Origin of the sequence: Nitratireductor kimnyeongensis (genome assembly GCF_019891395.1) — a bacterium.
GTDB classification, from domain to species: Bacteria; Pseudomonadota; Alphaproteobacteria; order Rhizobiales; family Rhizobiaceae; genus Nitratireductor; species Nitratireductor kimnyeongensis.
On the sequence record NZ_CP078143.1, the window covers coordinates 1,059,744 to 1,085,471 of the forward strand.

General features: G+C 59.1%; 28 protein-coding genes and 1 tRNA gene. 13 read left to right on the forward strand and 16 right to left on the reverse strand.

Going from position 1 to position 25,728, the window contains the following annotated elements; all coding sequences use genetic code 11:
* Positions 1-19: 19 nt before the first annotated feature.
* The 6 genes from KW403_RS04935 to KW403_RS04960 form a co-directional block, all read right to left on the reverse strand.
* On the reverse strand, positions 20-949 hold the full coding sequence (locus KW403_RS04935; RefSeq protein ID WP_223021634.1) for an electron transfer flavoprotein subunit alpha/FixB family protein: 930 nt from the start codon (positions 947-949) through the stop codon (positions 20-22).
* A gap of 19 nt (positions 950-968) precedes the next feature.
* Entirely contained in the window at positions 969-1,718 is a 750-nt protein-coding gene (locus tag KW403_RS04940) for an electron transfer flavoprotein subunit beta/FixA family protein (RefSeq protein WP_223021635.1), read from the reverse strand.
* Between the two features lie 189 nt (positions 1,719-1,907).
* Positions 1,908-2,675, reverse strand: coding sequence for a rhomboid family intramembrane serine protease (locus KW403_RS04945; RefSeq protein WP_223021636.1), 768 nt, complete (start codon positions 2,673-2,675; stop codon positions 1,908-1,910).
* Between the two features lie 40 nt (positions 2,676-2,715).
* Complete coding sequence (locus tag KW403_RS04950) at positions 2,716-3,297, reverse strand: cob(I)yrinic acid a,c-diamide adenosyltransferase (RefSeq protein WP_223021637.1); 582 nt, start codon at positions 3,295-3,297, stop codon at positions 2,716-2,718.
* Between the two features lie 8 nt (positions 3,298-3,305).
* Complete coding sequence (locus KW403_RS04955) at positions 3,306-3,506, reverse strand: twin transmembrane helix small protein (RefSeq protein ID WP_223021638.1); 201 nt, start codon at positions 3,504-3,506, stop codon at positions 3,306-3,308.
* Positions 3,507-3,525: 19 nt separating this feature from the next.
* Complete coding sequence (locus KW403_RS04960) at positions 3,526-4,359, reverse strand: SDR family oxidoreductase (protein WP_223021639.1); 834 nt, start codon at positions 4,357-4,359, stop codon at positions 3,526-3,528.
* Positions 4,360-4,458: 99 nt separating this feature from the next.
* On the opposite strand from KW403_RS04960, the gene KW403_RS04965 reads away from it, so the two are divergent.
* The gene (locus KW403_RS04965; protein ID WP_223021640.1) at positions 4,459-5,313 is read left to right on the forward strand and encodes a YihY/virulence factor BrkB family protein; all 855 of its coding nucleotides are present in this window, start codon (positions 4,459-4,461) and stop codon (positions 5,311-5,313) included.
* Here the strand turns inward: KW403_RS04965 and KW403_RS04970 are convergent.
* A complete protein-coding gene (locus KW403_RS04970) occupies positions 5,277-6,182 on the reverse strand; it encodes a DMT family transporter (protein ID WP_223021641.1) in 906 nt (301 codons plus the stop codon). The two genes, KW403_RS04965 and KW403_RS04970, sit on opposite strands and share 37 nt — an antisense overlap.
* Positions 6,183-6,312: 130 nt before the next feature.
* On the opposite strand from KW403_RS04970, the gene KW403_RS04975 reads away from it, so the two are divergent.
* On the forward strand, positions 6,313-6,603 hold the full coding sequence (locus KW403_RS04975; protein WP_223021642.1) for a hypothetical protein: 291 nt from the start codon (positions 6,313-6,315) through the stop codon (positions 6,601-6,603).
* On the opposite strand, the gene gluQRS is transcribed toward KW403_RS04975, so the two are convergent.
* Entirely contained in the window at positions 6,587-7,477 is an 891-nt protein-coding gene (gluQRS, locus tag KW403_RS04980) for a tRNA glutamyl-Q(34) synthetase GluQRS (RefSeq protein WP_223021643.1), read from the reverse strand. The two genes, KW403_RS04975 and gluQRS, sit on opposite strands and share 17 nt — an antisense overlap.
* Before the next feature lie 88 nt (positions 7,478-7,565).
* Between gluQRS and KW403_RS04985 the strand changes: the two genes are divergently transcribed.
* A complete protein-coding gene (locus KW403_RS04985; RefSeq protein WP_223021644.1) occupies positions 7,566-8,213 on the forward strand; it encodes a DNA-3-methyladenine glycosylase family protein in 648 nt (215 codons plus the stop codon).
* A 129-nt stretch (positions 8,214-8,342) separates the two neighbouring features.
* Positions 8,343-8,900: an HNH endonuclease gene (locus tag KW403_RS04990; RefSeq protein ID WP_223021645.1), complete on the forward strand. Its 558-nt coding sequence runs from the start codon at positions 8,343-8,345 to the stop codon at positions 8,898-8,900.
* 46 nt (positions 8,901-8,946) lie between these two features.
* On the opposite strand, the gene KW403_RS04995 is transcribed toward KW403_RS04990, so the two are convergent.
* The gene (locus KW403_RS04995; protein WP_223021646.1) at positions 8,947-9,453 is read right to left on the reverse strand and encodes a disulfide bond formation protein B; all 507 of its coding nucleotides are present in this window, start codon (positions 9,451-9,453) and stop codon (positions 8,947-8,949) included.
* Positions 9,454-9,462: 9 nt separating this feature from the next.
* On the reverse strand, positions 9,463-10,044 hold the full coding sequence (locus tag KW403_RS05000) for a YqaA family protein (RefSeq protein WP_223021647.1): 582 nt from the start codon (positions 10,042-10,044) through the stop codon (positions 9,463-9,465).
* A gap of 157 nt (positions 10,045-10,201) precedes the next feature.
* Here KW403_RS05000 and KW403_RS05005 point away from each other — a divergent pair.
* Positions 10,202-10,286, forward strand: a tRNA-Leu gene (locus tag KW403_RS05005).
* 49 nt (positions 10,287-10,335) lie between these two features.
* Entirely contained in the window at positions 10,336-11,961 is a 1,626-nt protein-coding gene (locus KW403_RS05010; protein WP_223021648.1) for an AMP-binding protein, read from the forward strand.
* Positions 11,962-11,986: 25 nt separating this feature from the next.
* Here KW403_RS05010 and KW403_RS05015 read toward each other — a convergent pair whose 3' ends face one another.
* Together KW403_RS05015 and KW403_RS05020 are read right to left on the reverse strand one after the other, a co-directional pair.
* Positions 11,987-14,383 (reverse strand): putative bifunctional diguanylate cyclase/phosphodiesterase, encoded by a 2,397-nt coding sequence (locus KW403_RS05015; protein WP_246637898.1) that lies wholly within the window; start codon positions 14,381-14,383, stop codon positions 11,987-11,989.
* 44 nt (positions 14,384-14,427) lie between these two features.
* Complete coding sequence (locus tag KW403_RS05020; RefSeq protein WP_223021650.1) at positions 14,428-14,955, reverse strand: putative pterin-binding protein; 528 nt, start codon at positions 14,953-14,955, stop codon at positions 14,428-14,430.
* Between the two features lie 274 nt (positions 14,956-15,229).
* Between KW403_RS05020 and KW403_RS05025 the strand changes: the two genes are divergently transcribed.
* Entirely contained in the window at positions 15,230-15,586 is a 357-nt protein-coding gene (locus KW403_RS05025; protein WP_223021651.1) for a 6-pyruvoyl trahydropterin synthase family protein, read from the forward strand.
* Between the two features lie 64 nt (positions 15,587-15,650).
* Here the strand turns inward: KW403_RS05025 and tlpA are convergent, their stop codons facing one another.
* Complete coding sequence (gene tlpA / locus KW403_RS05030; protein ID WP_223021652.1) at positions 15,651-16,331, reverse strand: thiol:disulfide interchange protein TlpA; 681 nt, start codon at positions 16,329-16,331, stop codon at positions 15,651-15,653.
* Between the two features lie 32 nt (positions 16,332-16,363).
* On the opposite strand from tlpA, the gene argH reads away from it, so the two are divergent.
* The 4 genes from argH (at position 16,364) to KW403_RS05050 (ending at position 22,087) form a co-directional block, all read left to right on the forward strand.
* Positions 16,364-17,785 (forward strand): argininosuccinate lyase, encoded by a 1,422-nt coding sequence (gene argH / locus KW403_RS05035; RefSeq protein WP_223021653.1) that lies wholly within the window; start codon positions 16,364-16,366, stop codon positions 17,783-17,785.
* Between the two features lie 36 nt (positions 17,786-17,821).
* Positions 17,822-18,025, forward strand: coding sequence for an LPS translocon maturation chaperone LptM (lptM, locus tag KW403_RS05040; RefSeq protein WP_223021654.1), 204 nt, complete (start codon positions 17,822-17,824; stop codon positions 18,023-18,025).
* Between the two features lie 73 nt (positions 18,026-18,098).
* Complete coding sequence (lysA, locus tag KW403_RS05045) at positions 18,099-19,370, forward strand: diaminopimelate decarboxylase (RefSeq protein ID WP_223021655.1); 1,272 nt, start codon at positions 18,099-18,101, stop codon at positions 19,368-19,370.
* Positions 19,371-19,492: 122 nt separating this feature from the next.
* Positions 19,493-22,087 (forward strand): TIGR02302 family protein, encoded by a 2,595-nt coding sequence (locus KW403_RS05050; protein WP_223021656.1) that lies wholly within the window; start codon positions 19,493-19,495, stop codon positions 22,085-22,087.
* 43 nt (positions 22,088-22,130) lie between these two features.
* On the opposite strand, the gene KW403_RS05055 is transcribed toward KW403_RS05050, so the two are convergent.
* From KW403_RS05055 to KW403_RS05065, 3 genes are all read right to left on the reverse strand, one after another.
* Positions 22,131-22,496 carry a response regulator gene (locus KW403_RS05055; protein WP_223021657.1) on the reverse strand — a complete coding sequence of 122 codons (366 nt, stop codon included), beginning with the start codon at positions 22,494-22,496 and terminating at the stop codon, positions 22,131-22,133.
* A 71-nt stretch (positions 22,497-22,567) separates the two neighbouring features.
* Complete coding sequence (gene hpt, locus KW403_RS05060) at positions 22,568-23,122, reverse strand: hypoxanthine phosphoribosyltransferase (protein ID WP_223021658.1); 555 nt, start codon at positions 23,120-23,122, stop codon at positions 22,568-22,570.
* 68 nt (positions 23,123-23,190) lie between these two features.
* Positions 23,191-23,628, reverse strand: coding sequence for a hypothetical protein (locus KW403_RS05065; protein ID WP_246637899.1), 438 nt, complete (start codon positions 23,626-23,628; stop codon positions 23,191-23,193).
* A gap of 364 nt (positions 23,629-23,992) precedes the next feature.
* On the opposite strand from KW403_RS05065, the gene ftsE reads away from it, so the two are divergent.
* Both ftsE and KW403_RS05075 read left to right on the forward strand, forming a co-directional pair.
* Positions 23,993-24,652, forward strand: coding sequence for a cell division ATP-binding protein FtsE (gene ftsE / locus KW403_RS05070; RefSeq protein ID WP_223021660.1), 660 nt, complete (start codon positions 23,993-23,995; stop codon positions 24,650-24,652).
* Positions 24,645-25,634 carry a cell division protein FtsX gene (locus KW403_RS05075; protein ID WP_223021661.1) on the forward strand — a complete coding sequence of 330 codons (990 nt, stop codon included), beginning with the start codon at positions 24,645-24,647 and terminating at the stop codon, positions 25,632-25,634. The genes ftsE and KW403_RS05075 overlap by 8 nt, the downstream gene beginning before the upstream one ends.
* Positions 25,635-25,728: the final 94 nt, after the last annotated feature.

A 25,728-nucleotide genomic window follows, 5' to 3' on the forward strand; every position in this document is an offset into this window, starting at 1 on the left:
ATTCCGGTGTTCTATAGGCTTAAAGCGCCTTTTCGAGCTCCGGCAGCACGTCGAAAAGGTCTGCGACCAAGCCGTAATCGGCGACCTGGAAGATCGGCGCTTCCTCGTCCTTGTTGATCGCGACGATCACCTTGGAATCTTTCATGCCGGCGAGATGCTGGATCGCGCCGGAAATGCCGCAGGCAATGTAGAGATCGGGCGCCACGACCTTGCCCGTCTGCCCCACCTGCCAGTCGTTCGGCGCATAGCCCGCATCGACCGCCGCGCGCGAGGCACCGACAGCGGCTCCAAGCTTGTCGGCAACAGGCAGGATGACCTCGTTGAACTTCTCTTCCGAGCCCAGCGCACGGCCGCCCGAAATGATGATCTTGGCTGAGGTCAGCTCCGGCCGATCGCTTTCGGCGATACGGTTTTCGACAAATGCCGAAAGTCCGGCAGCGGACGGTGCCTCCACACTTTCCACCGCAGCAGAGCCCCCTTCGGCCGCCGCCTGGAAGGACGACGTACGAACAGTGATCACCCGTTTGGCGTCTGTTGCCTCAACAGTTTGGATCGCATTGCCGGCATAGATGGGACGTTTGAAGGTCTTGTCATCCACCACTTCTATCACATCAGACACCTGCATGACGTCGAGCAGGGCTGCCACGCGCGGCATGACATTCTTGCCCGTGGTGGTCGCGGGCGCGACGAACGCATCATAACCGTCGGCCAGGGAAACCACGAGATCGGCGAGCGGCTCGGCAAGCCTCTCCGCAAGCGCATCGCTTTCCGCGAGCAGAACCTTGCGCACGCCGCCAAGTTTCGCAGCAGCGTCGGCCGCTGCCTTCGCGCCTTTACCGGCAACCAGCACATCCACATCAGAGCCGATCTGGCTCGCTGCTGCGAGCGCCTTGGCGGTCTGATCGGAAAGGGTTTCGTTGTCGTGTTCGGCAACCAGAAGAATAGCCATCTTTTTTCTCCCTCTCCGCTTAAAGCACGCCGGCTTCGTTTTTGAGCTTGTCGACCAGTTCGGCCACCGAGCCAACCTTGATGCCTGCCTTGCGGCCGGCCGGTTCCTCGGTCTTGAGCACCTTGAGGCGCGCCTTCACCTCGACGCCGTAATCGCCCGGCTCCCTGGTATCGAGCGGCTTCTTCTTCGCTTTCATGATGTTCGGCAAAGAAGCATAACGCGGCTCGTTCAGGCGCAGATCAGTCGTCACGATGGCCGGCAGCTTGAGCTCGACCACCTGGAGACCACCATCCACCTCACGCGTCACCTTGGCCTTGCCGTCCGCAAGCTCCACATCTGACGCGAAGGTGCCCTGGCTCCAGCCAAGCAACGCCGCCAGCATCTGGCCGGTCTGGTTGGAATCGTCATCGATGGCCTGCTTGCCCAGAATCACCATCTCTGGCTTTTCTTCCTCGGCCACGCCCTTCAGGATCTTCGCTACGTCAAGAGGCTCCACCGCATCGTCGGTCTTGACGAGAATGGCGCGGTCAGCGCCCATGGCAAGAGCGGTGCGCAGCGTCTCCTGTGACTTTTCCGGCCCGATCGACACCGCAACGATTTCTTCAACCTTGCCGGCTTCCTTCATGCGGATCGCTTCTTCAACTGCGATTTCACAGAACGGGTTCATCGCCATTTTGACATTCGTCAACTCGACACCGGAGCCATCCGCCTTCACGCGGGGCTTCACATTGGCGTCGATGACCCGCTTGACCGGAACAAGGACTTTCATGCGCAATCACCTTCCATGGTGGACTTCGGTTCTGATGCTGGATACCAGCAGATGGACGCGCCGGATGGCTGAATGCCGACATGTACAGGGAAATTCAGAACACTCATCCTCCCCCCTTCATGCGGCATGCCGCCGGAGTTGGCGGGACCGTAGAGAGGCCTGACGTTCACGTCAATATGCAGAAATGTCCTATTGCCGCCCCCAGCGCGGCTGCTCGGTTTCCAGCGGGCGCGCAGCATCGGGACTTTCGAGCTCTACCGCGCGCGGCTTCTCCAAACGTCGGTCGAACAGCGGCACATCCCTGCGCCTCAGAACGACTACCAGAACCGCTCCTGCGAGAATGCCTCCGGCATGAGCGGCCCAGGAAATCTGGTTTTCGGTATCGATCACCAACATCAAGAACTGGAAGCCGATCCACAGCGCAAGAAGGATAAAGGCTGGAACCCGAATGGGAATGCGCGCAAAAGCCAGCACCCAGACCTTCACCCGAGGATGCAGGATCAGATAGGCAGCAACAATACCGGCAATGGAACCAGAAGCACCGATGAGTGGCGCATTGGAATCCGGCGCGATAAAGCCGTGCATATAGGCGCCCGCAACTGCGCAGGCGAGATAGAAAACCAAATATCGGAAATGCCCCAGCGCATCTTCCACATTGTCGCCGAACACCCACAGAAACAGCATATTGCCGCCCAGATGCAACAAGTCGCCATGCAGGAATGAATAGGTGATGTAGGTGAGCGGCTCCGGGACCAGATCCAATTCCGGCGGCAACACCGCAAGATCATTGGCAACGGACGGGATATAGCCAAGCCCAAGCGCAGCGGCGAACGCGAAATCCGTTCCTCCGACTGCCGTCACCAGATAGGCGATCACGTTGACCGCAATGATGATCAGCGTCACGTATTGGCGCTTGATATGCCGCAAGCTGTTGGCATCATGCAGCGGTATGAACATCGGAGCCCTCTTTGCGGGCCCCGATCCCGGCCCGGATATCTCAGCGGTTCTGTCCGGGCACCCATAGCACGTCCAGCGCGCCATTGTCATTCACGGCGCGCGAGGCCACAAAAAGGAAGTCGGAGAGGCGGTTGATGTAGCGCATGGCCGCATCGCTGACGATTTCACCCTCAACTGTGCGCAGTTCCACCATCAACCTCTCGGCGCGCCGCGAGACGGTCCGGGCGAGATGGAGTGCAGCAGCAGCGGGCTTGCCGCCAGGCAGTACGAAGGAACGCAGCGGAGCCAACGCGGCGTTCAAGGCATCTATGTCAGCCTCAAGCCTGTCCACCTGGCTCTGCACAATCCGCAACGGCTCGTACTCCAGCGCCTCACCCGTATCCGGCGTCGAAAGATCAGCCCCCAGATCGAAAAGATCATTTTGGATACGTGCCAGCATCGCGTCGATGCGTGGTTCCAACTCCGCCAGATGAACGCGTGCCATGCCGATACAGGCATTCGCCTCGTCGACGGTTCCATATGACGCGACCCTGAGATCGGATTTCAGACGTCGCTCACGTGAGCCGAGCCCTGTTGTCCCGTCGTCGCCCGTGCGCGTGTAAATCTTGTTCAGCTTGACCACGGAATGCCTCAGCCACCCTTTGAACGCGCGTAGTAGAGCGCGAGCACGACGAAGACGATGGCAACAGCCTGCAGAACCACGCGAGCCTGCATCAGCTTGTTCGACGTGTTGGCGGAGCCACCCCGCATCATGTTCATGAGACCACGAATGAGGACGATCACGACCGCCATCATCACAAGGATGGAAAGAATATTGAAGACTGTGGACATGGCGGTTTTCTTCTTGGTTTCAGCCCTGATTCGACAGGAAGCGATACAACATGCGCGCCGGAAGAAGCCGTTTCAATGCGACACCGATACGCGCCGGCGTGGTTACCACATAGTGCGGCCTTGGACGCGGGGAAAGAAGCGCGTGCGAAAGTCGCGCATAGACCGCTTCCGGCCCGAGCTTGAACCGCGACTTCACCCCACCCTGCCTCAAACGTGCAAGCTGACCCTCATAGGCTTCGCGATGTACGGAGTTATCGTGATCGATATAGCGCTCGAACCAGGGAAGCCCGTTGCTGGCAATCTTGGACTCGATCGGGCCGGGTTCAATGAGAGAAATATGGATGCCCGAACCTTCAAGTTCCGCACGCTGGCACAGCATCAAACCTTCAAGCGCATGCTTGGATGCGGCATAGGCACCGCGGTATTTTATGGGGATGAGCCCCAGGATCGAGGAGCAATGGACGATGCGGCCGCGACCCTGCCGCCGCATCACCGGGACGATCCGCTGCGTGAGATCGTGCCAGCCAAACACATTGACCTCGAACTGGTAACGTAACGCGTCCACAGGAAGATCTTCCACGGCACCGGCCTGAGCATAGGCACCATTATTGAAAAGAGCATCGAGTGAACCGCCGGTGCGTTCGAGCACGTCATCCACAAGCGCGGCGATCGATTCAGGCTCCGCATAGTCGAGGTAGAAGGCCTCTATCCCCTTTGTTTCAAGGGTTTGACGATCTTCCGGCCTGCGCGCCGTTGCAAAAACGCGCCAGCCATCCCTGCGCAGGGCCTCGGCACACCATGCGCCTATGCCGGAAGAGGTTCCGGTGATCAGGATCGTCCGGTCACTAACCATGAAATTCCCGTCAGCACTTGTCTATAAGCGTCCCGGTTTCACATATTGGCCTGAACGAAACAACCAAAAGCAGTGTCGACAGCAACGAAGGGAAAAACCGTGCGCGGATTGAAAGCCACCAAACGTATCATCGGCGATGCGCTCGGCCACTTCAACACGGATGACGGCTGGGCCATGTCCAGTCACGTCGCCATCTCGGCGCTGATGGCGCTGTTCCCGTTCCTGATTTTTGCAACGGCCCTGGCGAGTTTCCTTGGCGCAGACTCGTTCTCGCAACAGGCCGTCGATCTGATATTCGATACCTGGCCTAAGGAAGTGGCAGAGCCTATTGCAAGAGAAGTTCACAATGTGCTCGGCGTGCGCCGCAGCGATGTGCTGACCTTCGGTGTCGTACTTGCCGGCGTTTTCGCCTCCAACGGGGTGGAAGCACTGCGTCTGTCCCTCAACCGTGCCTACCGGGTCAGCGAAAAGCGCTCGATCTTCCGCCTTCGCGCGCAAAGCCTGTTTTTCGTGCTCGTTGCAACGGTCGGCTTTCTTGCCATCAGCATCCTGCTCGTCATCGCGCCGATCGCCCTGCGCATCGCCGCCAACAATCTGGAGTGGATTGCCCCTTATGTCGGCACGATCACCTTCTGGCGCTATGTGATCGCGCTGACAGTGCTCATTCTTGCGCTGATTTCGGTTCACCTGTGGCTGCCTGCCGGTCGGCGGAGCTTGTGGGACGTGCTGCCCGGTGTCGGGTTCACACTCCTGGGGTCCTTTGTCGGATCGAGCCTTTTCGCAGCCTATCTCGGGCGTTTCGGCAGCTATGCCAGCACCTATGCCGGTCTCGCTTCCATCATGATCGCCGTGGTGTTTCTCTACATCATTTCCGCCGTGTTCATTCTCGGCGGAGAATTGAACGCCTCGATCAAGCGCTACCGGGAAGCGCGCGCGGTCGCTGGAGCGGCCTGACGCGGTGAACGCCGCGTCGCCAGCGCCACGCCGAACGTCGTGATCGCCATGCCTACAAGCTGCACAGGCGTCAGTGTCTCGTCAAACAGGAACCACGCCATAAGCGCCGTGACAGCGGGCACGAGGTAGAAGAGCGATGCAACGCGCGCCACTTCCCCTTCTCGAATAAGGACCATTAGAAGGAAGATTGCGCCCAGCGACAGTACGAAAACCAGCCATGCCATGGCAAAGACCAGTTCACCGTTGAGCACGACCTGTTGCGTTTCAAACAACAGCGAGACCAGAAACGCCACTGCCCAACCGCCGACATATTGATACAACGTGACTGTCACAAGATCGGCAGTTGCAACGAAGCGCTTCTGCCATACGGTTCCCACGCTCATGGCGATCACCGCCACAACGGCCGCGCCAATGGTCGCCACGGTCACGCCGCCGCTGATCGAGCCGAATTTTGGCGAAAGGACCGTAACCACACCGACCAGCCCCACCACAAGGCCAAGCCAGTGCTTACGCGTCACCCTCTCTCCGAGAAACAGGCCGGCAATGACGGCAGTCAGCATGGGCTGAAGCCCGACGATGAGGCCCGCGAAACCGGCCGGAAGGCCGTTGCGCACCGCCCAGAAAACGCCGCCCAGATAGACACCATGCATCAGAACGCCTGCTATCGCGGCGTGGAGCGCATTGCGCGGCCCGATCGCCTTTGCTTTCACAAGCGGTATGATCAACAGAAGAACGCCAAAGGTCAGAGCAAACCGGATCCACAAGAATGTGAATGGTTCCGCCCATGGCATCGCATAGCGCGCCCCGATGAAACCGGTCGCCCAGAGGACGACGAACAGGGCCGGGATCGCCCTTGTGAGATCTTTCATCGGATATGTCCCTGAACGCGAAAGCTCGAATCAACCGCGGCTTTATCAGCCCCGATACCAGCAAGGAAAGCGAAACATTTCCATCATAGGATCAACGAAAGTGATCCATGGCGCCGCCAGGAGTACGCAAATGCTGATGAAACTGGATACGAGTTGGCTGATCTTCACGCTCGTGGCTGTCACGATGATCGCCTATCTTCTGTCGCTCGGTCTCAACGCAGCTCTGAAAGACGACGGCTTCGGTGCAATGGGCACCGCGATGATCATAGCCACCGCATTCTTCGGCACCATTTATCTGGCCAACCGGAACGGAATTCGTTTCTCAAGCCTCACCGAAGGCACCCTCGCCGGTCTGGCTGGTGCCTTTGCGGTGCTTCTGGTTCTCGTCATGGCCAAGGCGCTGCTCAGACGGCTGAGCTAGGCGCCCCGATCATCCGCGTGATATCATCCGGCGTCGCGCCGCTTTCGCGCAATGCGGCGAGGCTGGTGTCACCACGGCTCTTGGAGAGTTTGCGGCCGTCATTGTCGAGAACGAGATCGTGATGATGATAGTCCGGCACCGGCAATCCCAGAAGTTCCTGAAGCACACGGTGCACGGCGGTCGCGTGGAAAAGGTCGCGCCCACGCACCACATGCGTGATGCCCTGCAGCGCATCGTCCACCACCACCGACAAATGATAGCTTGCCGGGATCTCTTTCCGCGCGATCACCACATCGCCCCAATCCTCGGGCTTTGCTGGCACCAGTCCCGTCTCACCTTCCGGCCCCTGTCCCGTCTCGTTCCAGTCAAGCCTGCTTCCAACATGCGCAATGGCCGCGGCCATATCGAGCCGCCAGGCAAAGGGTGTGCCCTCATCGAAGAGATTTTGACGCTCCCGTGAGGTCATATGACGGTCTTCTCCGGGATAGACCGGCGCTCCGTCCGGATCGCGCCGCCAGCGATCGCCTCCCGCTTCAAACTCAGCTATGCGCGCGCGCACTTCCCCACGTGTCATGAATGCCGGATAAACAAGATCTGCATCGATCAGTCGATCGAGCGCGACACGATAATCGTCAAAGTGATTGGACTGCCGCCGAACGGGCTTCTCCCAATTGAGACCAAGCCAGGCGAGATCGCGCAACACGCCATGCTCCAGTTCGGGCGTGCAGCGGGTCACGTCGATATCTTCCATCCGCAGAAGAAAACGTCCGCCCGCCTCCCGGGCCATGTCCCGATTGAGCAGCGCCGAATAGGCATGACCAAGATGGAGTTGACCATTCGGGCTCGGTGCAAACCGAAAGACCGGTCGTGTCATGAGTGATGCTTGAATCGGGTTGCGGTCAGCATGTCACGATTGCTACGGCTTTCTTTCGCGCGCGGCAAGGACAGGCCACACCAATACGATGAAACGCATAGAGACTGATGCGGATATTTTGCGAGCCCTTGCGGGCCTTGTCGCACTCGATCCCCGCCTTCAGTCCGTTCGCGACCGTGCCGGCGACATTCCTCTGAGGCGCACCGAGCCTGGCTTCGCAAGCCTCGTTTCCATTGTCATATCCCAACAGGTTTCGCGTGCCAGCGCCGATGCCATTGAAGCCCGATTGACCGGACTGATCGATCCGCTCACCCCAGCCTCCATTCTCGCAGCGGGCGAAGCCCCCCTGATCGCCGCAGGCCTCTCGCGCGCCAAGCAGCGCACGATTGTCGCGCTTGCGCGGGCTGTCATCGACGATGGTCTCGATCTTGAGATCCTCTGCGCGCTTCAAGCCGAGAAAGCCGTCGCCTGCCTGACGGCCATTCATGGCATCGGCCCCTGGACGGCGCAGGTCTATCTTCTTGTGTGCGCCGGTCATCCTGATGTGTTTCCAGCTGGCGACGTAGCGCTGCAGGCCGCCGTGGCCAAAGCCCTGGCTCTTCCGGAGCGTCCTGACGCGAAGCGCCTCACAAAACTGGCCGAATCATGGACGCCGTTTCGGGCCGTCGCCGCTCGGCTGTTTTGGGCCTATTATCGCCAGATGAAGGGTAAGGAAGCAGCGCCCTTGCCGCGTTAGGAGCAAAAAACTGCGAAAATCCAGGTGTTTGACGTGTCACAAAGCAAAATATGCGCTTCACATTCCTGTCACGGCAGGCTTACAGTATCCGCATCGATCGACTTGGCCAGTTGAAGGAGCTTCAAGGACGTGACGATCGCGGCTTCGCCAGACAGCATGCCTGCTCTGGTGCTGAATGCGGACTACAGACCGCTCAGTTACTATCCTTTGTCACTGTGGTCATGGCAGGATGCCATCAAGGCAGTCTTCCTCGACCGGGTCAACATTGTTGCCGAATATGACCAGCAGGTTTCATCCCCTTCTTTCAAGATGAGACTGCCGAGCGTTATCAGCCTCAAAACCTATGTGAAACCGTCGCGTTACCCTGCGTTTACGCGCTTCAACGTGTTTTTGCGCGACCGTTTCCAATGTCAGTATTGCGGCACCCGTGAAGACCTGACCTTCGACCATGTGATCCCGCGCCGACTGGGTGGTGTTACATCCTGGGAGAATGTCGTCGCGGCCTGTTCGCCCTGCAATCTCAAAAAGGGTGGCGTCATGCCGTCCCGTGCGAAGATGTGGCCACAGCAAAAGCCCTTCCGACCCACCGTGCAGGACCTGCACAACAATGGCCGGCTCTTCCCGCCCAACTATCTGCATGAGAGCTGGATGGATTATCTCTACTGGGATGTCGAGCTCGAGCCGTAATAGAAAGCGCGCCCCCTAAACAAGAATACAGATCTGATACAACGCACTAGCGTTTGAACGCCGCTCGCAGCGCAATGAACGCCCAAAATCCGCTCGCGAGCACATTCCAGCCGGCAAATGACAGCCCCAGAAACCGTCCCGCGGCTTCGCTGCAGGATGGGGGGATCACCGCGTTCAGCTGGTCTAGCAGATTGCCGCCGAGGTTTTGGCTGGAAGCACCGGCACCGCAATCGGCCGGGCCTTCCCACCATTTCCACTCGACGCCCGAATGATAAACGCCCAGCGCCATGCCATAGAGCATCAGTGCAGCGCCCAAGAGCAACAGTCCGCGCGTGATAAGCGGAGGGGCCTTCAGCCATGAAGCCAAAAGCGCGAGCAACATCAGGGGCACGCCCACATAGTAGGGTGTGCGTTGCTCAAGGCACAGCATGCAGGGAATGTAGCCCCCGATATGCTCGAAGCCGAGCGCCAGGCTCACGGTTGCGGCCAGACCGATCACAAGCAATCCGGCGCTCAGTGTTTGTGTAGCACCGGTGGGAGCGGTGAGGGACATTGGGGACCTCTAGAAAATATATCGGATGGCGACAAAACCACCGATGAGCAAAACCATGAAAAGGGTGAAAAGAAGGCCAAGGTTCTTCTCTATAAACGTTCGGATCGGCGCGCCGAACTTGTAGAGAAGCCAGGAAACGAGGAAGAAACGAAGGCCACGTCCGAGTACAGAAACGACAACGAACACCAGAAGATTGAGCCCCGTAGCGCCTGAAAAAATGGTCAGCACCTTGTAGGGGAATGGCGTAACCGCAGCGAAAAGAACGCCCCAGCCTCCCCATTCATTATACCAGCTGGCCACCTGCTCAAAGGCATTCTCCTTGCCGTAGAAGGCCAGGATCGGCTGCCCCACCGTCTCATAGAGAAAGGCTCCGATGGCGTAGCCGAGGAGCGCACCAAAAACGGAACTCACCGTGCAGATCAGCGCATAACGCAGCCATTTTGCGCGCTCGGACAGAACCATCGGGATCAACAGAACATCCGGAGGAATGGGGAAGACCGAACTTTCAATGAAAGACACGGAACCGAGCGCTTTCTCCGCATGCCGTGTGGCTGCGAGCGACATGGTCCAGTCGTAAAGTTTGCGAAGCATGGGAGGCCCTCGATGAGGTGTTTTGTCTAACCGCTGCCGGACCCTTGCGCAACGGCGATGGTGAAAGACGTGGCAAGCGTGACGATTTGCTGCGTGAAGTGTTGACGCAAGCCCCCTTCCCCGTATAGTCCGCAACCTGTCCGGCCGTTCGCGGCGGGCCCCTGTGGCGGAATTGGTAGACGCGCTCGACTCAAAATCGAGTTCCGCAAGGAGTGCTGGTTCGAGTCCGGCCAGGGGCACCATTTCCTCCGAAGCATCGCGGTGCGGGACATGAGGAGGAACGGCACGGCCATGCTTGAACGGCGCGAAAGCTATCGGCAGCTTTACGATGGGTTCCGCTGGAGCATCCCCCAGACTTTCAACATCGGTGTCGCAATCTCGAACGCATGGGCTCTGCGGGAGCCTGAGCGTATTGCGCTCTTCGAGCATCGCGAGAATGCCTGCCCTGCAACGCTGACTTATGGAGAGCTCGCAACACTATCGGATAGCCTCGCGCTCGGGTTGGCAAAGACCGGCATAAGGCGGGGAGACCGGGTAGCACTTCTGTTACCGCAGTCGTTCGAAACTGCAATCGCCCATGCTGCCATCTACAAGCTGGGCGCTATTGCCGTACCCCTTGCCCTTCTTTTTGGCCCGGAAGCTCTCGAATATCGACTTTTCAGCGCTGGAGCGGCAGCCGTCATCACGACCAGCGACGGGCTTGCGAAAATCGCCCGCATACGCCATCGGCTACCGGCACTGCAATTGGTCATCTGCGTCGAAGGCGCAGGCGGCGGAGCGGAAGACTTACACAAGCTGATTGCAGATAATTCCGGTCCCTTTGCCGCTGCCGACACCGGCCCTGACGACCCGGCCATGATGATCTTCACCTCCGGCACCACCGGCCCGCCGAAAGGCGCCCTCCACGGACATCGTGTTCTGCTCGGACACCTGCCCGGCGTCCAGTTTCACCACGAATTCCTCCCCCAGACCCACGACCGTATGTGGACGCCTGCTGATTGGGCCTGGGCCGGCGGTCTTCTCAATGTCCTTTTGCCGGGGCTCTATCTCGGGACGCCGGTCGTAGCGGGCCGGTTCGAAAAATTCGATCCTCAAACAGCACTCGACCTGATGGAGAGGATGAAGGTGCGCAACGCCTTCATCCCGCCGACAGCGCTGCGCATGCTGAAGGCGGTGTCGGGCATTCGCAGACGTTTCGACCTTTCGTTGCGCACCATCGGCTCCGGCGGAGAGGCTTTAGGACGCGAGACCTTCGAGTGGGCCCGCACCGAACTGGGACTGCACATCAACGAATTCTATGGTCAGACCGAATGCAATCTGGTCCTTTCGTCCTGCCATGCGCTGGGGGTTGGCAAACCCGGTGCCATCGGATTTCCCGTTCCCGGCCATCGCGTTGCAATCATCGATGAACAGGGCAGCCCTGTTCGCGATGGTGAGGCCGGGGATATTGCCGTGCTGCGGCCCGACCCGGTGATGTTTCTCGGATACTGGGAAAACGAAACGGCCACACGAGAGAAATTCGTCGGAGACTGGATGACCACGGGCGATCAGGGCATCCGCGACGAAGAAGGTTATGTTCATTTCGTGGGGCGCGACGACGATGTCATCACATCGGCTGGATACCGCATCGGCCCGACCGAGATCGAAGACTGCCTGACCGCTCATCCCAAGGTGGCACTGGCTGCAGCCGTGGGCAAGCCGGATCCCGTTCGAACCGAGATCGTCAAGGCCTACATTGTTCTCCATGAAGGCATAGAGCCCAGCGACGCGCTGGCGAATGAGATACGCCTATGGGTCAGGGAGCGTCTTTCAGCCCATGAATATCCCCGGGAGATTGCCTTCGTGGAATCCATGCCCCTGACCACGACCGGCAAGGTAATCCGTCGCCTGTTCCGGGAGCGCGCAAGAAACGAATAGCGACATTCTGCGCGCCGGCGCCGCTTCAGGCTGCGTAGCGCCGGCGTTTGTGCTCGTCAAGGAAAGCGGCAATGTCCTTGGCAAGGATCGGCTTGCTGAAGAGGTTACCCTGCGCCTCGTCGCATCCCATCGCGCGGATGATGCGCAGCTGTTCCTCCATCTCGACACCTTCGACAACCGTGGTCATACCGAGTGTGAAAGCCAGATTGACGATGGTCTGAACGATGGCGGCCTGATCCGCGCTTTTGGTAATTTCCTTGATGAAAAGCCTGTCGATCTTCACCTTGTCGAAAGCGAACTTTTGCAGGTAGCTGAGTGATGAATACCCGGTGCCGAAATCATCGAGCGAAATGCGCGTGCCAAGCTGGCGCAGCCGCCGGAGGTCTGCATGCAATTTTCGATTGTCCTCAAGCAGAAGCGTTTCGGTAATCTCGAGTTCAAGCCGGTTTGCCGGCGTGTCTGTTTCCACCAGAACACGCGCTACGGTTTCGACGATATCATCCCGTTTGAACTGCATGGGAGACAGGTTGGCCGCGATGCTAATATCGTCGGGCAGGGATTTCATCTCCAGGCAGACCTGCCGCAAAACCCATTCACCCAATTGGACAATCGCGCCAGTGTCTTCCGCGATCCCGATGAACTCGTCGGGCGGAACGGAGCCATGAACAGGGTGTGTCCAACGCAACAAGGCTTCAAACGTCGTCACCTTGTTCGTGCCCAACCCGATGATCGGTTGAAACACGAGATGGAACTGTTCGTCCAGATTGGCTGAACGAAGTTCGGCTTCGAGCGCTCTTCGCCGCTGAAGGCGCTTATTCATTCCATCTTCATAGAACCGGAAAACGCCCCGGCCATCCCCCTTGGCCTGATACAGCGCCACGTCGGCCTGCATCAGCAGATCGTCCGCCGCCTCACGCCCCGGAGCGGCAACAGCAATGCCGACACTCGCGCCGGTCAACACCTGATGTCCTTCGATGATATACGGCTCGTCGAGTGCATCTATAAGGCGTTTGGCCAGAGTGCTTGCCTGCTCGGGCTTTTCAATGTTGCCCTGGACCACGACGAACTCATCGCCGCCAAGGCGCGCCACCGCATCTGCTTCGCGCACCGTATTTCGGATCCGCCCGGCCACCGCTCGGAGCAACGCATCACCGACCGGATGCCCGAGCGTGTCATTGATGCTTTTGAAGTTGTCGAGATCAACGCACATGACCGCCGTGGAGAAGCCACGCTGGTTGTCGCTGGCGAGGATCTCCTCCAGTTGCTCGCGCATCATCAAGCGGTTTGGCAGGTCGGTCAGTGTGTCGTGGCGGGCCATATAGGCCACCTGGGCCTGAGCCTTGTGGCGTTCGGTGATATCTTCATAGGTGGCCACCCAGCCGCCGCCCCGCATTGGCTGATGTGAAATGAGGATGGTGCGCCCGTCTCTCAGCTCCTGTGTCAGCGTGTCTGAGCGGTTCTGCTCAATGAGCCGCGTTTGCAAGTGCGCCAGCTGCTCCGCTTCCTCCTCCGCACTGGCACCAGCTTCCACCATATGACCGATCAGAGCGTTCAGTGAGGTCCCAAGTTTGAGCTGTTGTTGCGTCAGACCGTAGATCCGCTCCATTTTCTGATTGCTGACAATAAGTCGGCCCTCTGCATCGAACATGCAAAGACCGTGAGACATGTTGTTCAGCGCTGTGTTGAACAGAAGGTTCTGGGTGATCAGCTCTTCATTCGCGCGCCGTGCCGCCTGCGCGCTGTCGCTCAATTCCGCACTTGTACGCAGGAGGTCCTCATTGGTCGCCTTGAGCCTTTGCTGAACACTGATCTGCAACCGATGTTGCCACCTCAGCATCGCAATGAAGATGAAGCCTGTGATGACAAGCGAAAGCGCCAAAGCAGAAAACAACCAATGGAGCCTGAGAAGCTCCCCCTGGTCCTTGGCCTGGGCTGTCGCTCCATACTCGTTCGCCTTGGACGCCAAGGCCACCATCTTGGTTTCGAGGGGAGCCGTGAGGTCAAGCGCCAACTGCGCGTTCTCACGTTGATCAATATCGTCTATGAAGCCGTCGATCTGCCGCAACGCAGCAGCGAGTTGCTCCACTGTTTCCCGGTTCTCGGGCATAACAGAGACAAAGTTCACAAACTCGCCCTGCTCAAAGAGGCTGAGCCTGCTCACCATGATCTGATAACGCAGTTCCACATCCTGCTTGCTGGCCTGCGGCGGCTCGACCAGCATGGCTGTCAGCCTCTGCCGGAAACGCAGAAGCTCATTCATGCCCTGGCTCGCGCTATAGGCGATATTGTAGCGAAAGATCTGCGTCAGAGCTTCCTGGCGCTGAAAAACCAGAACCGAAATATAGAGCGCCGCAACGGCCAGCGCGACCATCCCGATGGACAGCACTGTCTGCACCACGCGCGATGCTGTGCGGCGCCTCATTTTTCTTATCTCCGGGTCCGACATGGGCAAGGCCTGTCAGACGCCTACCGGACGGTAAAGCGTCGAACCTGCCAAACGGAACGCGAATAGTATTTCTGCGTATTGATTTCCGGATCGGAATCGTACGGATAAATGATGAAGAGTGGACCCTTGTCGCTGATCGGCATGTAATTTCCATCACGCTTGTATGCGAGAATGGTGCCATGCGCTGCAAAATCAGCAATCGGGACCGGTGCCTGGTAATCGTTCAGCGCGGTGACAACCACCTCCTCACCGCTGGCCTTTACAAGGGCCATCAACTCGGAGAGCAAAGCGCCTTCAAACTCCACGGCACCATCGAACCAGGGAGTGCTCGTCCGAATTTTCACGGACTTGAGCGCCTCGAGCATTGCAAGGTCGAAATCGGCAACGCCATCACCATTGGTTGCGCCGATATTGCCATCAATGGTCAGAATGACATCCCCTTGCGGTTCGGGCAGGGCGGCGTCCTGAGCGAAAGCGGAAGTGACGAACGAGAAGAGCAATATTGCTGCTACCGCAAACCAGCCTCCCGCGAGCTTTTTATTATACATTTTTGTGCCTCTTTACTGGCTTAAACCCCAACATAGTCAATGATAGTGTCGGCTAACCAAACAACAGGTTAACGGCGAGCCCATTTGCGATACATGCCACCCACGATTGACACACCCCCCGACCGGTGACAAAGCTCTAGGCCTAAAGGACTATACATCAGGCGCGTCGGCTCGCATAACGGCCACCGGTCCCAACGTTTCCCGACGCGGCAAACAACGGGAAATTCGGGCGCCCAAAAGCGATAATTGTCTTTTGAGATCAGGGGTTTAGGAAGTGGAAACGTACAAAGAGTTCACCTTCGAGGCAGCTCACAAACTGGAGCCTTATTCAGGCCTTCACGGTCATTCCTTCAAGGTTTCCGTCCATCTCGTCGGCGATCCGGACCCTATCTATGGCTGGGCTGCCAACCTTTACGAGGTAGAGAAGCAAATCGACGAAATACATAAAATCCTCGACCATACCTATCTGAATGACATCGAAGGCCTCTCCGTGCCCTCGCTCGAGAATCTGGCCAAATGGATTTACGACAAGCTGGCTGAGAAATCCCCGACGCTCCACCGAGTGGAACTGAAACGGGGCGCAGAGGGGCAGGCAGAAGGCTGCATTTACCAGCCAGCCAAAGCCGCCTAGAAAATCCTGACAACCGTTCAGCTTCTTTTGGACGTTTCGGGGAGCACGGCTCCCCGCTTCCACGTTATTTCGGATCCGAAAGAGCCGCGTCCACCAGCTTCTCAGCATCCGGGCTTGCCCATTCCGCTGGGCCGTTCATATGCGCCAGCAGGCATCCGTCTTCGCCAATAAGCAGTGTTACCGGCAGCCCCAGTGCCAACCCCTGGCTCTTCAGATCATTGAAAATCTTCATGGATGCATCCCGGTAATAGGAAAGCTCCTCGATACCGGTTTCCTGCAGGAAGGTGGTGGGCTTTTCATCATCGCCGCGATCCACATTCACCGCAACCACCTCGAATCTGTCAGACCCCTTTGCGGCCTGCAGCGCGTCGAGTGCCGGCATCTCTTCCCGGCAAGGCGTGCACCAGGTTGCCCAAAGGTTCATCAAAACGACCTTTCCCGAAAAGTCCGCCATCGTCATCGGGTCGCCGTCCGGCCCGTTGAAGCCGAGGTTATTGAGTGACCGGGGAGGATCAGCGGCAAGCATCGCCGCGACGTGACCCGTTGCCGCATCGCCCACGGTTCTGGCTTTGGTCTGCTTTGCGGAACAGGCCGCAGCGTCGGCTTCGGCTACAATCGTCGTCGCCGCCGTGTTGCCATCCAGCCCGCCCTTCACGTATACCGCAATCGCACCCGCGATGGCGCCCACGGCGACAGCCAGGACGACCAGACGGAGTGCCGGGAATTTTTGTTTCTGCTTCGACATTCTTCTTTCCACACTAGCGCCCGGTTATCATGATGAGCGAAGACCAAGCCAGCAACCGCATGTGGGGTGGACGTTTTGCCTCAGGACCCGATGCCGTCATGGAAGCGATCAACGCATCCATCGGCTTCGACAAGAAGCTTTACGCCCAGGACATTCGCGGCAGTCTGGCCCATGCCGCAATGCTGGCGAAGACTGGCATAATTTCGGCGGAAGACGAAAAAAAGATCGCTCACGGGCTGAACACGATCCTGTCAGAGATCGAGGCCGGCAAGTTCACCTTCTCCGCGCAGCTTGAAGACATCCACATGAATGTGGAGGCTCGACTGGCGGAGCTGATCGGCCCCGCCGCCGGCCGCTTGCACACGGCGCGATCACGCAATGATCAGGTGGCGCTCGATTTCCGGCTCTGGGTCAAGGAAGAGCTGCAGCGCATCGATGCCGCTCTTGGCGGCCTGATCGAAGCATTCCTCACCCGTGCCGAAGAGCACGCGGCCAGCGTGATGCCGGGCTTCACGCATCTACAGTCGGCGCAGCCAGTAACGTTCGGCCACCACATGATGGCCTATGTCGAAATGTTCGGCCGCGACCGTTCCCGTGTCCGCGATGCCATCGAACGGCTGGATGAAAGCCCCATCGGCGTGGCTGCACTCGCCGGCACCGGTTTTCCCGTCGACCGCCACATGACAGCCGAAGCACTCGGTTTCCGCGAGCCGACGCGCAACTCCATCGACACTGTTTCGGATCGCGATTTCGCGCTTGAGTTCCTTTCGGTGTCCGCCATCTGTGCAACGCACCTCTCGCGCCTGGCAGAAGAAATCGTCATCTGGTCGACCCCACAATTCGGGTTCGTGCGCCTGTCCGACTCCTTCTCCACCGGCTCTTCCATCATGCCGCAGAAGAAGAACCCGGACGCTGCCGAGCTGATCCGCGCCAAGACCGGCCGCATCAATGGCGATCTCATTGCCCTTCTGACTGTCATGAAAGGCCTGCCGCTCGCTTATTCCAAGGACATGCAGGAAGACAAGGAAGCCGTCTTCGACGCGGCCGAGACGCTTGACCTCATGCTTGCCGCCATGACCGGCATGGTCGGCGACATGGAGATCAACACGGCAGCCATGAAGAAGGCAGCCGGAGCCGGCTTCTCAACCGCGACCGACCTTGCCGACTGGCTAGTGCGCGAGGCGGGCCTGCCGTTCCGCGAGGCCCATCACGTGACGGGTCGCGCCGTGGCGCTTGCCGAGGAAAAGAAGTGCGGGCTGGAAAAACTAGCACTTGAAGACCTCAAGGCGATCAACCCGGCCATTCACGATGGCGTTTTCTCGGTTCTGTCGGTCGGCAATTCCGTGAAAAGCCGCACCTCCTATGGCGGAACGGCACCTTCGGAAGTGCGTCGCCAGATCCGTTACTGGAAGAAACGCCTCAAACGGGATGCAACGCCCGCCAAAAAGCGCTAAAACGCAGCGCACGCATTTTCGAGGAATGGAACGCTCATGACGGCCCGCCGCACGCTCACCCTTGTCATGCTCGGTCTCGCGCTCGGCCTTGCCGCCTGCGGGCGCAAGGCACCGCTCGATTCGCCTTACGAGGCGGCAGTGGATGCGCGCAAGGAAGCCGAACGCAACGACCAACCCATGCCTCCGGCACCGGAGAAACCGGTTGAGGATCGCCCCTTCATTCTCGACGGTCTGCTCTAGAGCAGGCCGATATGGCTAACGCCGCGCGTCGGCGTCGACCCGCGCCCAATCGTTCAGTTGAAAGTTTGTCGCCGTGAATCATTTCGAATATCGTGACGGTGTGCTCCATGCCGAAGACGTTGCGGTGCCTGCCATTGCACAAGCCGTCGGCACACCGTTCTATTGCTACTCCACGGCCACGCTGACACGCCACTATCGCGTCTTCTCGGAAGCTTTCGAAGGTCTCGAAGCGCTTGTCTGCTACGCCATGAAGGCGAACTCCAACCAGGCGGTTCTGACCACGCTCGCCCGCCTCGGCGCAGGTATGGATGTGGTCTCCGAAGGCGAGTTGCGCCGTGCGCTGGCGGCCGGTGTTCCCGCCGGCAAGATCCTCTTTTCCGGTGTCGGCAAAACCGCGCGTGAAATGGATGTCGCGCTCCAAGCCGGCATTCTCTGTTTCAACGTCGAATCGATGCCCGAGCTTGAACAGCTCTCCGCGCGCGCAACCGCGCTGGGGCTAACCGCCAATGTGTCGCTGCGCATCAACCCGGACGTCGATGCCAAAACCCACAAGAAGATCTCCACCGGTAAGGCAGAGAACAAGTTCGGCATCGGCTGGAAGGATGCCCGCGCCGCCTATGCGCGCGCCGCCGAACTTCCGGGCCTCAACGTGACTGGCATCGACATGCATATCGGCAGCCAGATCACCGAGCTGCAGCCCTTCGACGACGCGTTCGCGCTGTTGACCGATCTGACCGAGGCCCTGCGCGCCGACGGCCACGCCATTGAGCATGTGGATCTCGGCGGCGGGCTTGGTGTTCCCTATGCGGACGATGGCGATCAGCCTCCCCTTCCAACCGCCTATGCCGAAGTCGTGCGCAAGCACATGCAAAAGCTCGGGCTAAAGGTCATGCTCGAGCCGGGACGTCTAATTGCTGCCAATGCCGGCATTCTCGTCTCCGAAGTGATCTATGTGAAGGAAGGCGAAGCGAAGAACTTTGTCATCGTCGATGCAGCGATGAACGACCTCATCCGCCCGACGCTCTATGAAGCTTTCCATTCCATCCGGCCCGTCGCCGAGCCTCAAAAGGAGGCCGGAAGCATGATCGCCGACGTTGTGGGCCCGGTCTGTGAAACCGGCGACTATCTCGCACTCGACCGGAAGCTTCCTCTTCTCAAAGCCGGTGATCTGATCGCCATAGGCTCTGCCGGCGCCTACGGCGCTGTTCAGGCAAGCACCTACAATTCGCGCCCACTGGTGCCTGAAGTGCTCGTGAATGGCGACCGCTTTCATGTGATTCGGACCCGGCCCAGCCACGAACAGCTGATTGACCTTGATTCGATCCCGCATTGGCTCACGGATTGAAACGGCACCTGACGCGGATCACAATTTCGCGCGCCGCCTCGCCTTCGCCCGGTTTGCTGCTATCCTTGTAAAGGATAGGGCGCGCGATTCACGTGCGCTACGGCACGAAGCTGAGAGCGTCTATGGCTGAAACAACTCCAGGGCATGTACGCACGCACGGTCGTTTTATCCGGCTTGCCCGCACCCGTTTCGCCACGCGCCTTACCATGATCGTGGAGCGCTTGTGGCCGCGCATCCTGCCTCTCGTGGTTGTCATCAGCCTGTTCGTCAGCATTTCCTGGCTGGGTCTCTTCCGGCTGATGCCCGATGCTGTTCGCTATAGCGTCGTCGCAAGTCTCGCTGCGCTCGCTATCGTATCGCTCTGGCCCCTGCGAAGCTTCCGCCGCCCCACATCGGCCCAGATCGACAAACGCATCGAGCGTGCGAACCAGCTGGCGCATGAGCCTGTCGCCGCCCAATCCGATCAGCTTGCAGGAAACCGTGACGGGTTCGCCGAAGCACTTTGGTGCGAACACCAGAAACGAATGGCCGGCAAGCTTGACAACCTCCACGGCGACTTGCCCAAAACGGGAGTTCCGGAAAGAGATCCGTGGGGTTTGCGCGCCGCCGCCGCCCTGCTTCTCGTAATTGCTGCAGCCTTCTCAAGCAGCCCTTATGGTGGCAGTGTTCTGGACGCCTTCCGGACACGTGGCGGGGCCGAAGTCGTGCCGCCCCGTATTGACGCCTGGGTCACCCCACCCACCTATACGCGCCGCGCGCCAATCTATCTGACGGCAGAGGCAAATCGGGACACAGAGCGTTTTACCGTTCCGCAAGGCAGCATGCTTGCGCTCCGCGTGACCGGTGGCTCTGGTAGCGAAACGCTCTCCTACCTCACTGCGGACGACACCGAGAGCGAAATCGCCCCAGAGGGCGCTTCCCAGAGCGAGGCATTGTCGGTGGACACATCCGCTCAGCGTTTCGCCGCCACTTTAACGGAAGACGGAAAACTGCGCCTGAAGCGTGATGGGCAGGAGATTGACGGTTGGCTTTTCTCGGTCACGCCCGACAACCCGCCGGAAATCCACTTTTCCGAAGACCCGAAGCGCGCTGTAAACGGCGCTTTGGAGCTCACCTACGAAATCGAAGATGATTATGGGCCAACCGAAGCGCACGCCATCTTCGAACAGGCATCCAGGGCGCCAGAAGCACTTCCTCTTTACAGCGCGCCTGAGCTGCCTCTCGCGCTGCCGCGCCGCGATGGGCGAACCACAGCCGCAAAAACCTCGCGCGACCTTACCGAACACCCATGGGCCGGCAGTATCGTCAAGGTGTACCTCCGCGCCATCGACGACGCCGGACAGGAAGCGCGAAGCGAGACAAAGCTCTTCACCCTGCCTGAGCGTACTTTCACCAATCCCCTCGCCAAAGCTCTGATCGAACACCGTCGTACGCTCGCACTCGACGCCAACATGAAACCGCGCGTGCTGGCGATGATGGATGCGGTCATGACCTGGCCCGAAGAAACATTGAAAGACCTGTCACAGTTTCTGGGCGTCTCCGCCGCACAATCCAGGCTGGAAACCGCCCAAACAGATGAGCAACTTCGCGATGTCGTCGACTACCTTTGGGAGATCGCCCTTATTATCGAGGATGGCGACCTGACAGCGGCTGAAAAACGTCTGCGTCAGGCACAGGAGGCCTTGAAGAACGCATTGGAGGGAGGCGCGAGCGAAGAGGAAATCGCCCGTCTCATGGACGAGTTGCGCAGCGCCATGCAGGAGTTCCTCCGCGAATTCGCGGAACGCGCGCAGCAGAATCCGAACATGGCGCAGCAATTGCCGGAAAACAGCCAGATGCTGAACCAGAACGATCTGGATCGCATGCTCGATCAAATCGAAGAACTGGCCAAGTCAGGCGCCCGCGATCAGGCTCGGGAGCTGCTATCCCAGCTCGAAAACATGATGAACAATCTGCAGGCAGGTCGGTCCCAGCAAGGCCAGTCAGGCAACCAGCAATCGGAAATGCGCCAGCAGATGGATGAGCTCGGCAATCTCATGCGACGTCAGCAGGAGCTGATGAACGAAACCTTCCGCATGGACCAGATGCAGCGCGGCCAACGAAATGAGCAAGGGCAAGAGGGCCAGGGCCAGCAGGGCGAACAAGACCAGCAGGGCCAACAAGGCCAGCAAGGTCAGGGCAACGGCCAACAGCCCGGCGAAGGTCAGGGCATGTCACCGCAGGAATTCGCCGATGCCATGCGCGGTTTGCAGCAAGGTCAAGGTACGCTCCGCCAGGATCTGGAAAGCCTGATGCAGGGTCTTGAGGGACTGGGCATCAGACCAGGTGAAGGGTTCGGCGAAGCCGGTGACGCCATGGGCGAAGCCGAAGGTGCGTTGGGAGAAGGCGAAGGTGAGCAGGCCGTCGGCGAACAGGGACGCGCGCTGGAAGCCCTGCGCCGTGGGGCCCAGGACATGATGAACCAGTTGCAGCAGGCCATGCGCGGCGAGCAGGGCGGCGGTGAACAGGGTTTTCGGCGAAGCGACAATGGACGAGACCCGCTCGGTCGCCCACAGGCAACCACAGGCCCTGATTTTGGCGATTCCGTCGAGGTTCCCGATGAAATCGACACCCAGCGCGCGCGCCGCATTCTCGAGGCGATTCGAAAACGCCTCGGCGACGCCTTGAGCCCCGCGCTTGAAAAGGAATATCTGGAGCGGCTGCTCGATATGCAGTGATCCGTCGCTCAAACAGGCGGTGGTAGAATCCTGTCTGAACTGGTCAGGCAGCCAGCGCTTCACCAACGCGCTGGCGTAGCTCGCTCAACGTGAAAGGCTTGTTCACGACACCGGCCACCGTGCCTTCGAGCTCCAACGCCCTTTCGCGCTGATCCGCATATCCTGTCATGAGAAGCAGCCGCAGCCCTGGAAACGCATCTGCGACGGCCCGTGCCATCTCAATGCCGTCCATTGCGGGCATGCGGATATCCGACAGGACGAGATCATAATCTCCAGCCGTGGCTTTAATCATCTCGAGTCCCTCGAGACCATCACCCGCGGTTTGCACGGTATGACCTGCAGCACTCAATGCGCGGGCGGTAAAATTACGGACGGACTCGTCGTCCTCGACGATCAAAAGCTTAGCCATGGCCTGTTTTCACTCGATCCGCTTACGCTTCGGTAAACGAGCCAGCCCTCGCTCGTCTAAAATATCAGTGCTCAGGTTTCGCCGTTGGCATCGCCTTTCACGACACCGACAAAAGGCAATTCGCGGAATGCATGCGCCACGTCCATTCCGTAACCGACCACGAAGTAGTCAGGACATTCGAAACCGACGAATTCGGCATCGACATCCGTCTGCCGCCGCGAATGCTTGTCCAGAAGCACAGCGATGGAAACCGACTTCGCTCCCCGCGATAGCATCAGCTCCCGCGTATGTTTGAGAGTCTTGCCCGATTCCAGAATATCATCGATGAGCAACACGTCGCGTCCGCTCACATCATTGTCGATATCGCGGAGCACCTTGATCTCGCCGCTCTCCGTTCCAGCGCCATAGCTGGAGATCATGATGAACTCCACTTCCGGGGAAATGCCGACATCGTGCATGGCCCGGATCAGGTCCGCTGCAAAGATGAATGACCCCTTGAGAACGGAGATGACGAGCAGATCGTCATAATCGCGCGAAGCGATGTCCTTGGCGAGTTCCAGATTACGCCTGGCAATCGTCGAGGCGGAAAACAACACCTCGATTTCCTTGCCGCGAACAACAGGCATGGGCGGCGAACTCCTGTCAGGGCACTTCCGGCGTTCTGCATTTACCCGGAACCGCGAAACCAGATGATCTATGACGTATGAAACGTCACAGAGACGGACTTGATCCCTTCCCTAGGCGCGACAAGCCGGCTGGAGAAGGGAAAGCGCGCGCCCGGGCCAAGATGCTGGGTGTTTGTCCCCAGAAAATAGCGCGTTGTCGAACCGTTTTCCGTCAGAACGTTGATCGAGATTGGTGGAAGCAACACGAGACCATCGCCACCGTTGAGCGCGGCCCCGTCAACGATGAGCATGGCATTGTCTCCCTGCCGCTCCACCCGTGATGTCACATCGACAAGCTGAAGAACCTGTTGAGGCTGTTGGGATGCCAGAACATTCAGTTCGCGAAAGAGACTGTGCCCTCCGGATATCCAGAAGGCTCCGGCCGTGATCAGAGCCCCGAACATCCAGAAGGCCGGCCCGGCACGTGAGGTTTCCTGTCGCGCACTCTGACCGCCCGGCCTGAGCATATCAAGGCCTGCGACGACTGGATCAGCCGACGGTTTGGATGGTGATGCAGAGGCGGTACGGGCGGTGGAAACAATTGTCTCAAAGTCAGCATCGACCGCGTCACACGATGCCACGCCCCGGGGCTGCGTTTGTCGCACCCGGTCAGGCATCATGATTTCACCCGAAACGGGGCGTGTTCTGTCAGAGTGCCTCATGCAGGCAGACTGTCCTTTCGTGATCCACCTTTCCGGGGTAAATGGAAATGGTTAATGCTTCGCCATCACGCATACCAAGCAAGAGTTAACTTGCTATTAACCATGCGGGTTGATGGTCTGGCAGCATGCGTCCAGGCAGCGTCCGCCACTCACAGAACGCAGGTTCCACGTGATTCGATTTGAAAATGTCGGCCATAGATATGGGATGGGTCCGGAAATTCTCCGTGACGTCTCCTTTCATCTGCCCGAACGTTCCTTCCAGTTTCTCAGCGGCCCCTCGGGCGCAGGAAAAACAACGCTGCTGCGCCTTCTGTTCATGTCTTTAAAGCCGACACGCGGGCTCATCACGATTTTCGGCAAGGATCGCTCGGCGATCACGCGCACCGAGCTCCCGCTCCTTCGCCGCAATATTGGCGTCGTGTTCCAGGACTTCCGCCTGCTTGACCACCTCACCACCTACGAGAACGTAGCGCTCCCCCTGCGCGTGCGCGGACGGGAAGAATCGACCTATCGCAGCGATGTGATCGAGCTGTTGAAATGGGTGGGGCTTGGTGAGCGTATGCACGTCCTGCCCCCCATTCTCTCGGGCGGAGAAAAGCAGCGCGCAGCCATCGCCCGTGCGCTTATCGAGCAGCCGCGGATCCTTCTGGCCGACGAGCCGACCGGCAATGTGGATCCGCAATTGGCTCGCCGCCTGCTTCGGCTTCTCATCGAGCTGAATCGTCTCGGCACCGCCGTTCTCATCGCCACCCACGATCTCGGCCTGATGGATCAGGTGGATGCGCGCCGTATGGTGCTATCCGGCGGAAGGCTCGAAATCTATGACTGAGACCAAGCGCCTCCTGAGAAATCTCGGTGCACGCCTCAGTTCCGGCGCGCGCGGAGCGGTCTCACGCAAGCAGATGCCTATTGTGCCTCCCGACAATGTGGCCGGACGCGCCATGGTTCTTGTCATAGCGATCATGACCTTTCTGTCCTGTCTCACTCTGGGCGCGGTGACCCTCGTGCGCGATACGGCGGCAACCTGGCAGACGCAGATCGCCCGCGAAGCGACCATCCAGATCAAGCCCGAGGAAGGGCTCGATATGGCATCCGCCCTCGCCCAGGCACGTGATATCGCTGCAAGTTATCCCGGCGTCATCGATGCAACTGTCGTAGATGCTCAAGCCACAGCACGTCTTCTGGAGCCATGGCTCGGTACGGGTCTCGACATCGAGAGCCTCCCCGTGCCGCGGCTGGTGATCGTGACCATCGATCCTCTGTCGCGTCCTGATTTCGGCGCGATGCGCTCGCAGTTGCAAAAAACCGTGTCAAACGCCACCCTGGACGACCATCGCACGTGGGTCGATCGATTGGTCGCCATGGCCCGGACCACGGTCACAATCGGCATGTCGGCGCTTGCGCTCATCCTTTCCGCCACGGCCCTGACCGTGATCTTTGCCACGCGTGGCGCCATGGCAGGAAACGGTCACATTATCGAGGTGCTGCATTTCGTCGGCGCAGAAGCGCCATTTATCGCCTCCCAGTTTCGGCGCCACTTCCTGCTCGCCGGCATGAAGGGCGCAGCCGCCGGCGGGATCGGCGCAATTCTGGTGTTCATCGGCTTTTACTGGTGGTCTTCCCGGAACATGGCCACACCGGAAGCCGATCAGGCAACGGCGCTCTTCGGCAATTTCGCGATAGGGCCTTCGGGCTATATCGGGGTTGGCGCCATTGTCGTCGTCATTGCTGTTTTGACCGCAGCGACCACGCATGTCACCGTACTATCCTATCTGAAAAACGTGGACAGCACTCATCCAGACAGCATGTAGAGAGAACGCGGCTTTTGGCTTGTTGACCAACATCTCGTTGACTATCCATTGCCGCAATTTATGGCTAACCATCACCCCATGAAACAAGAGCGCC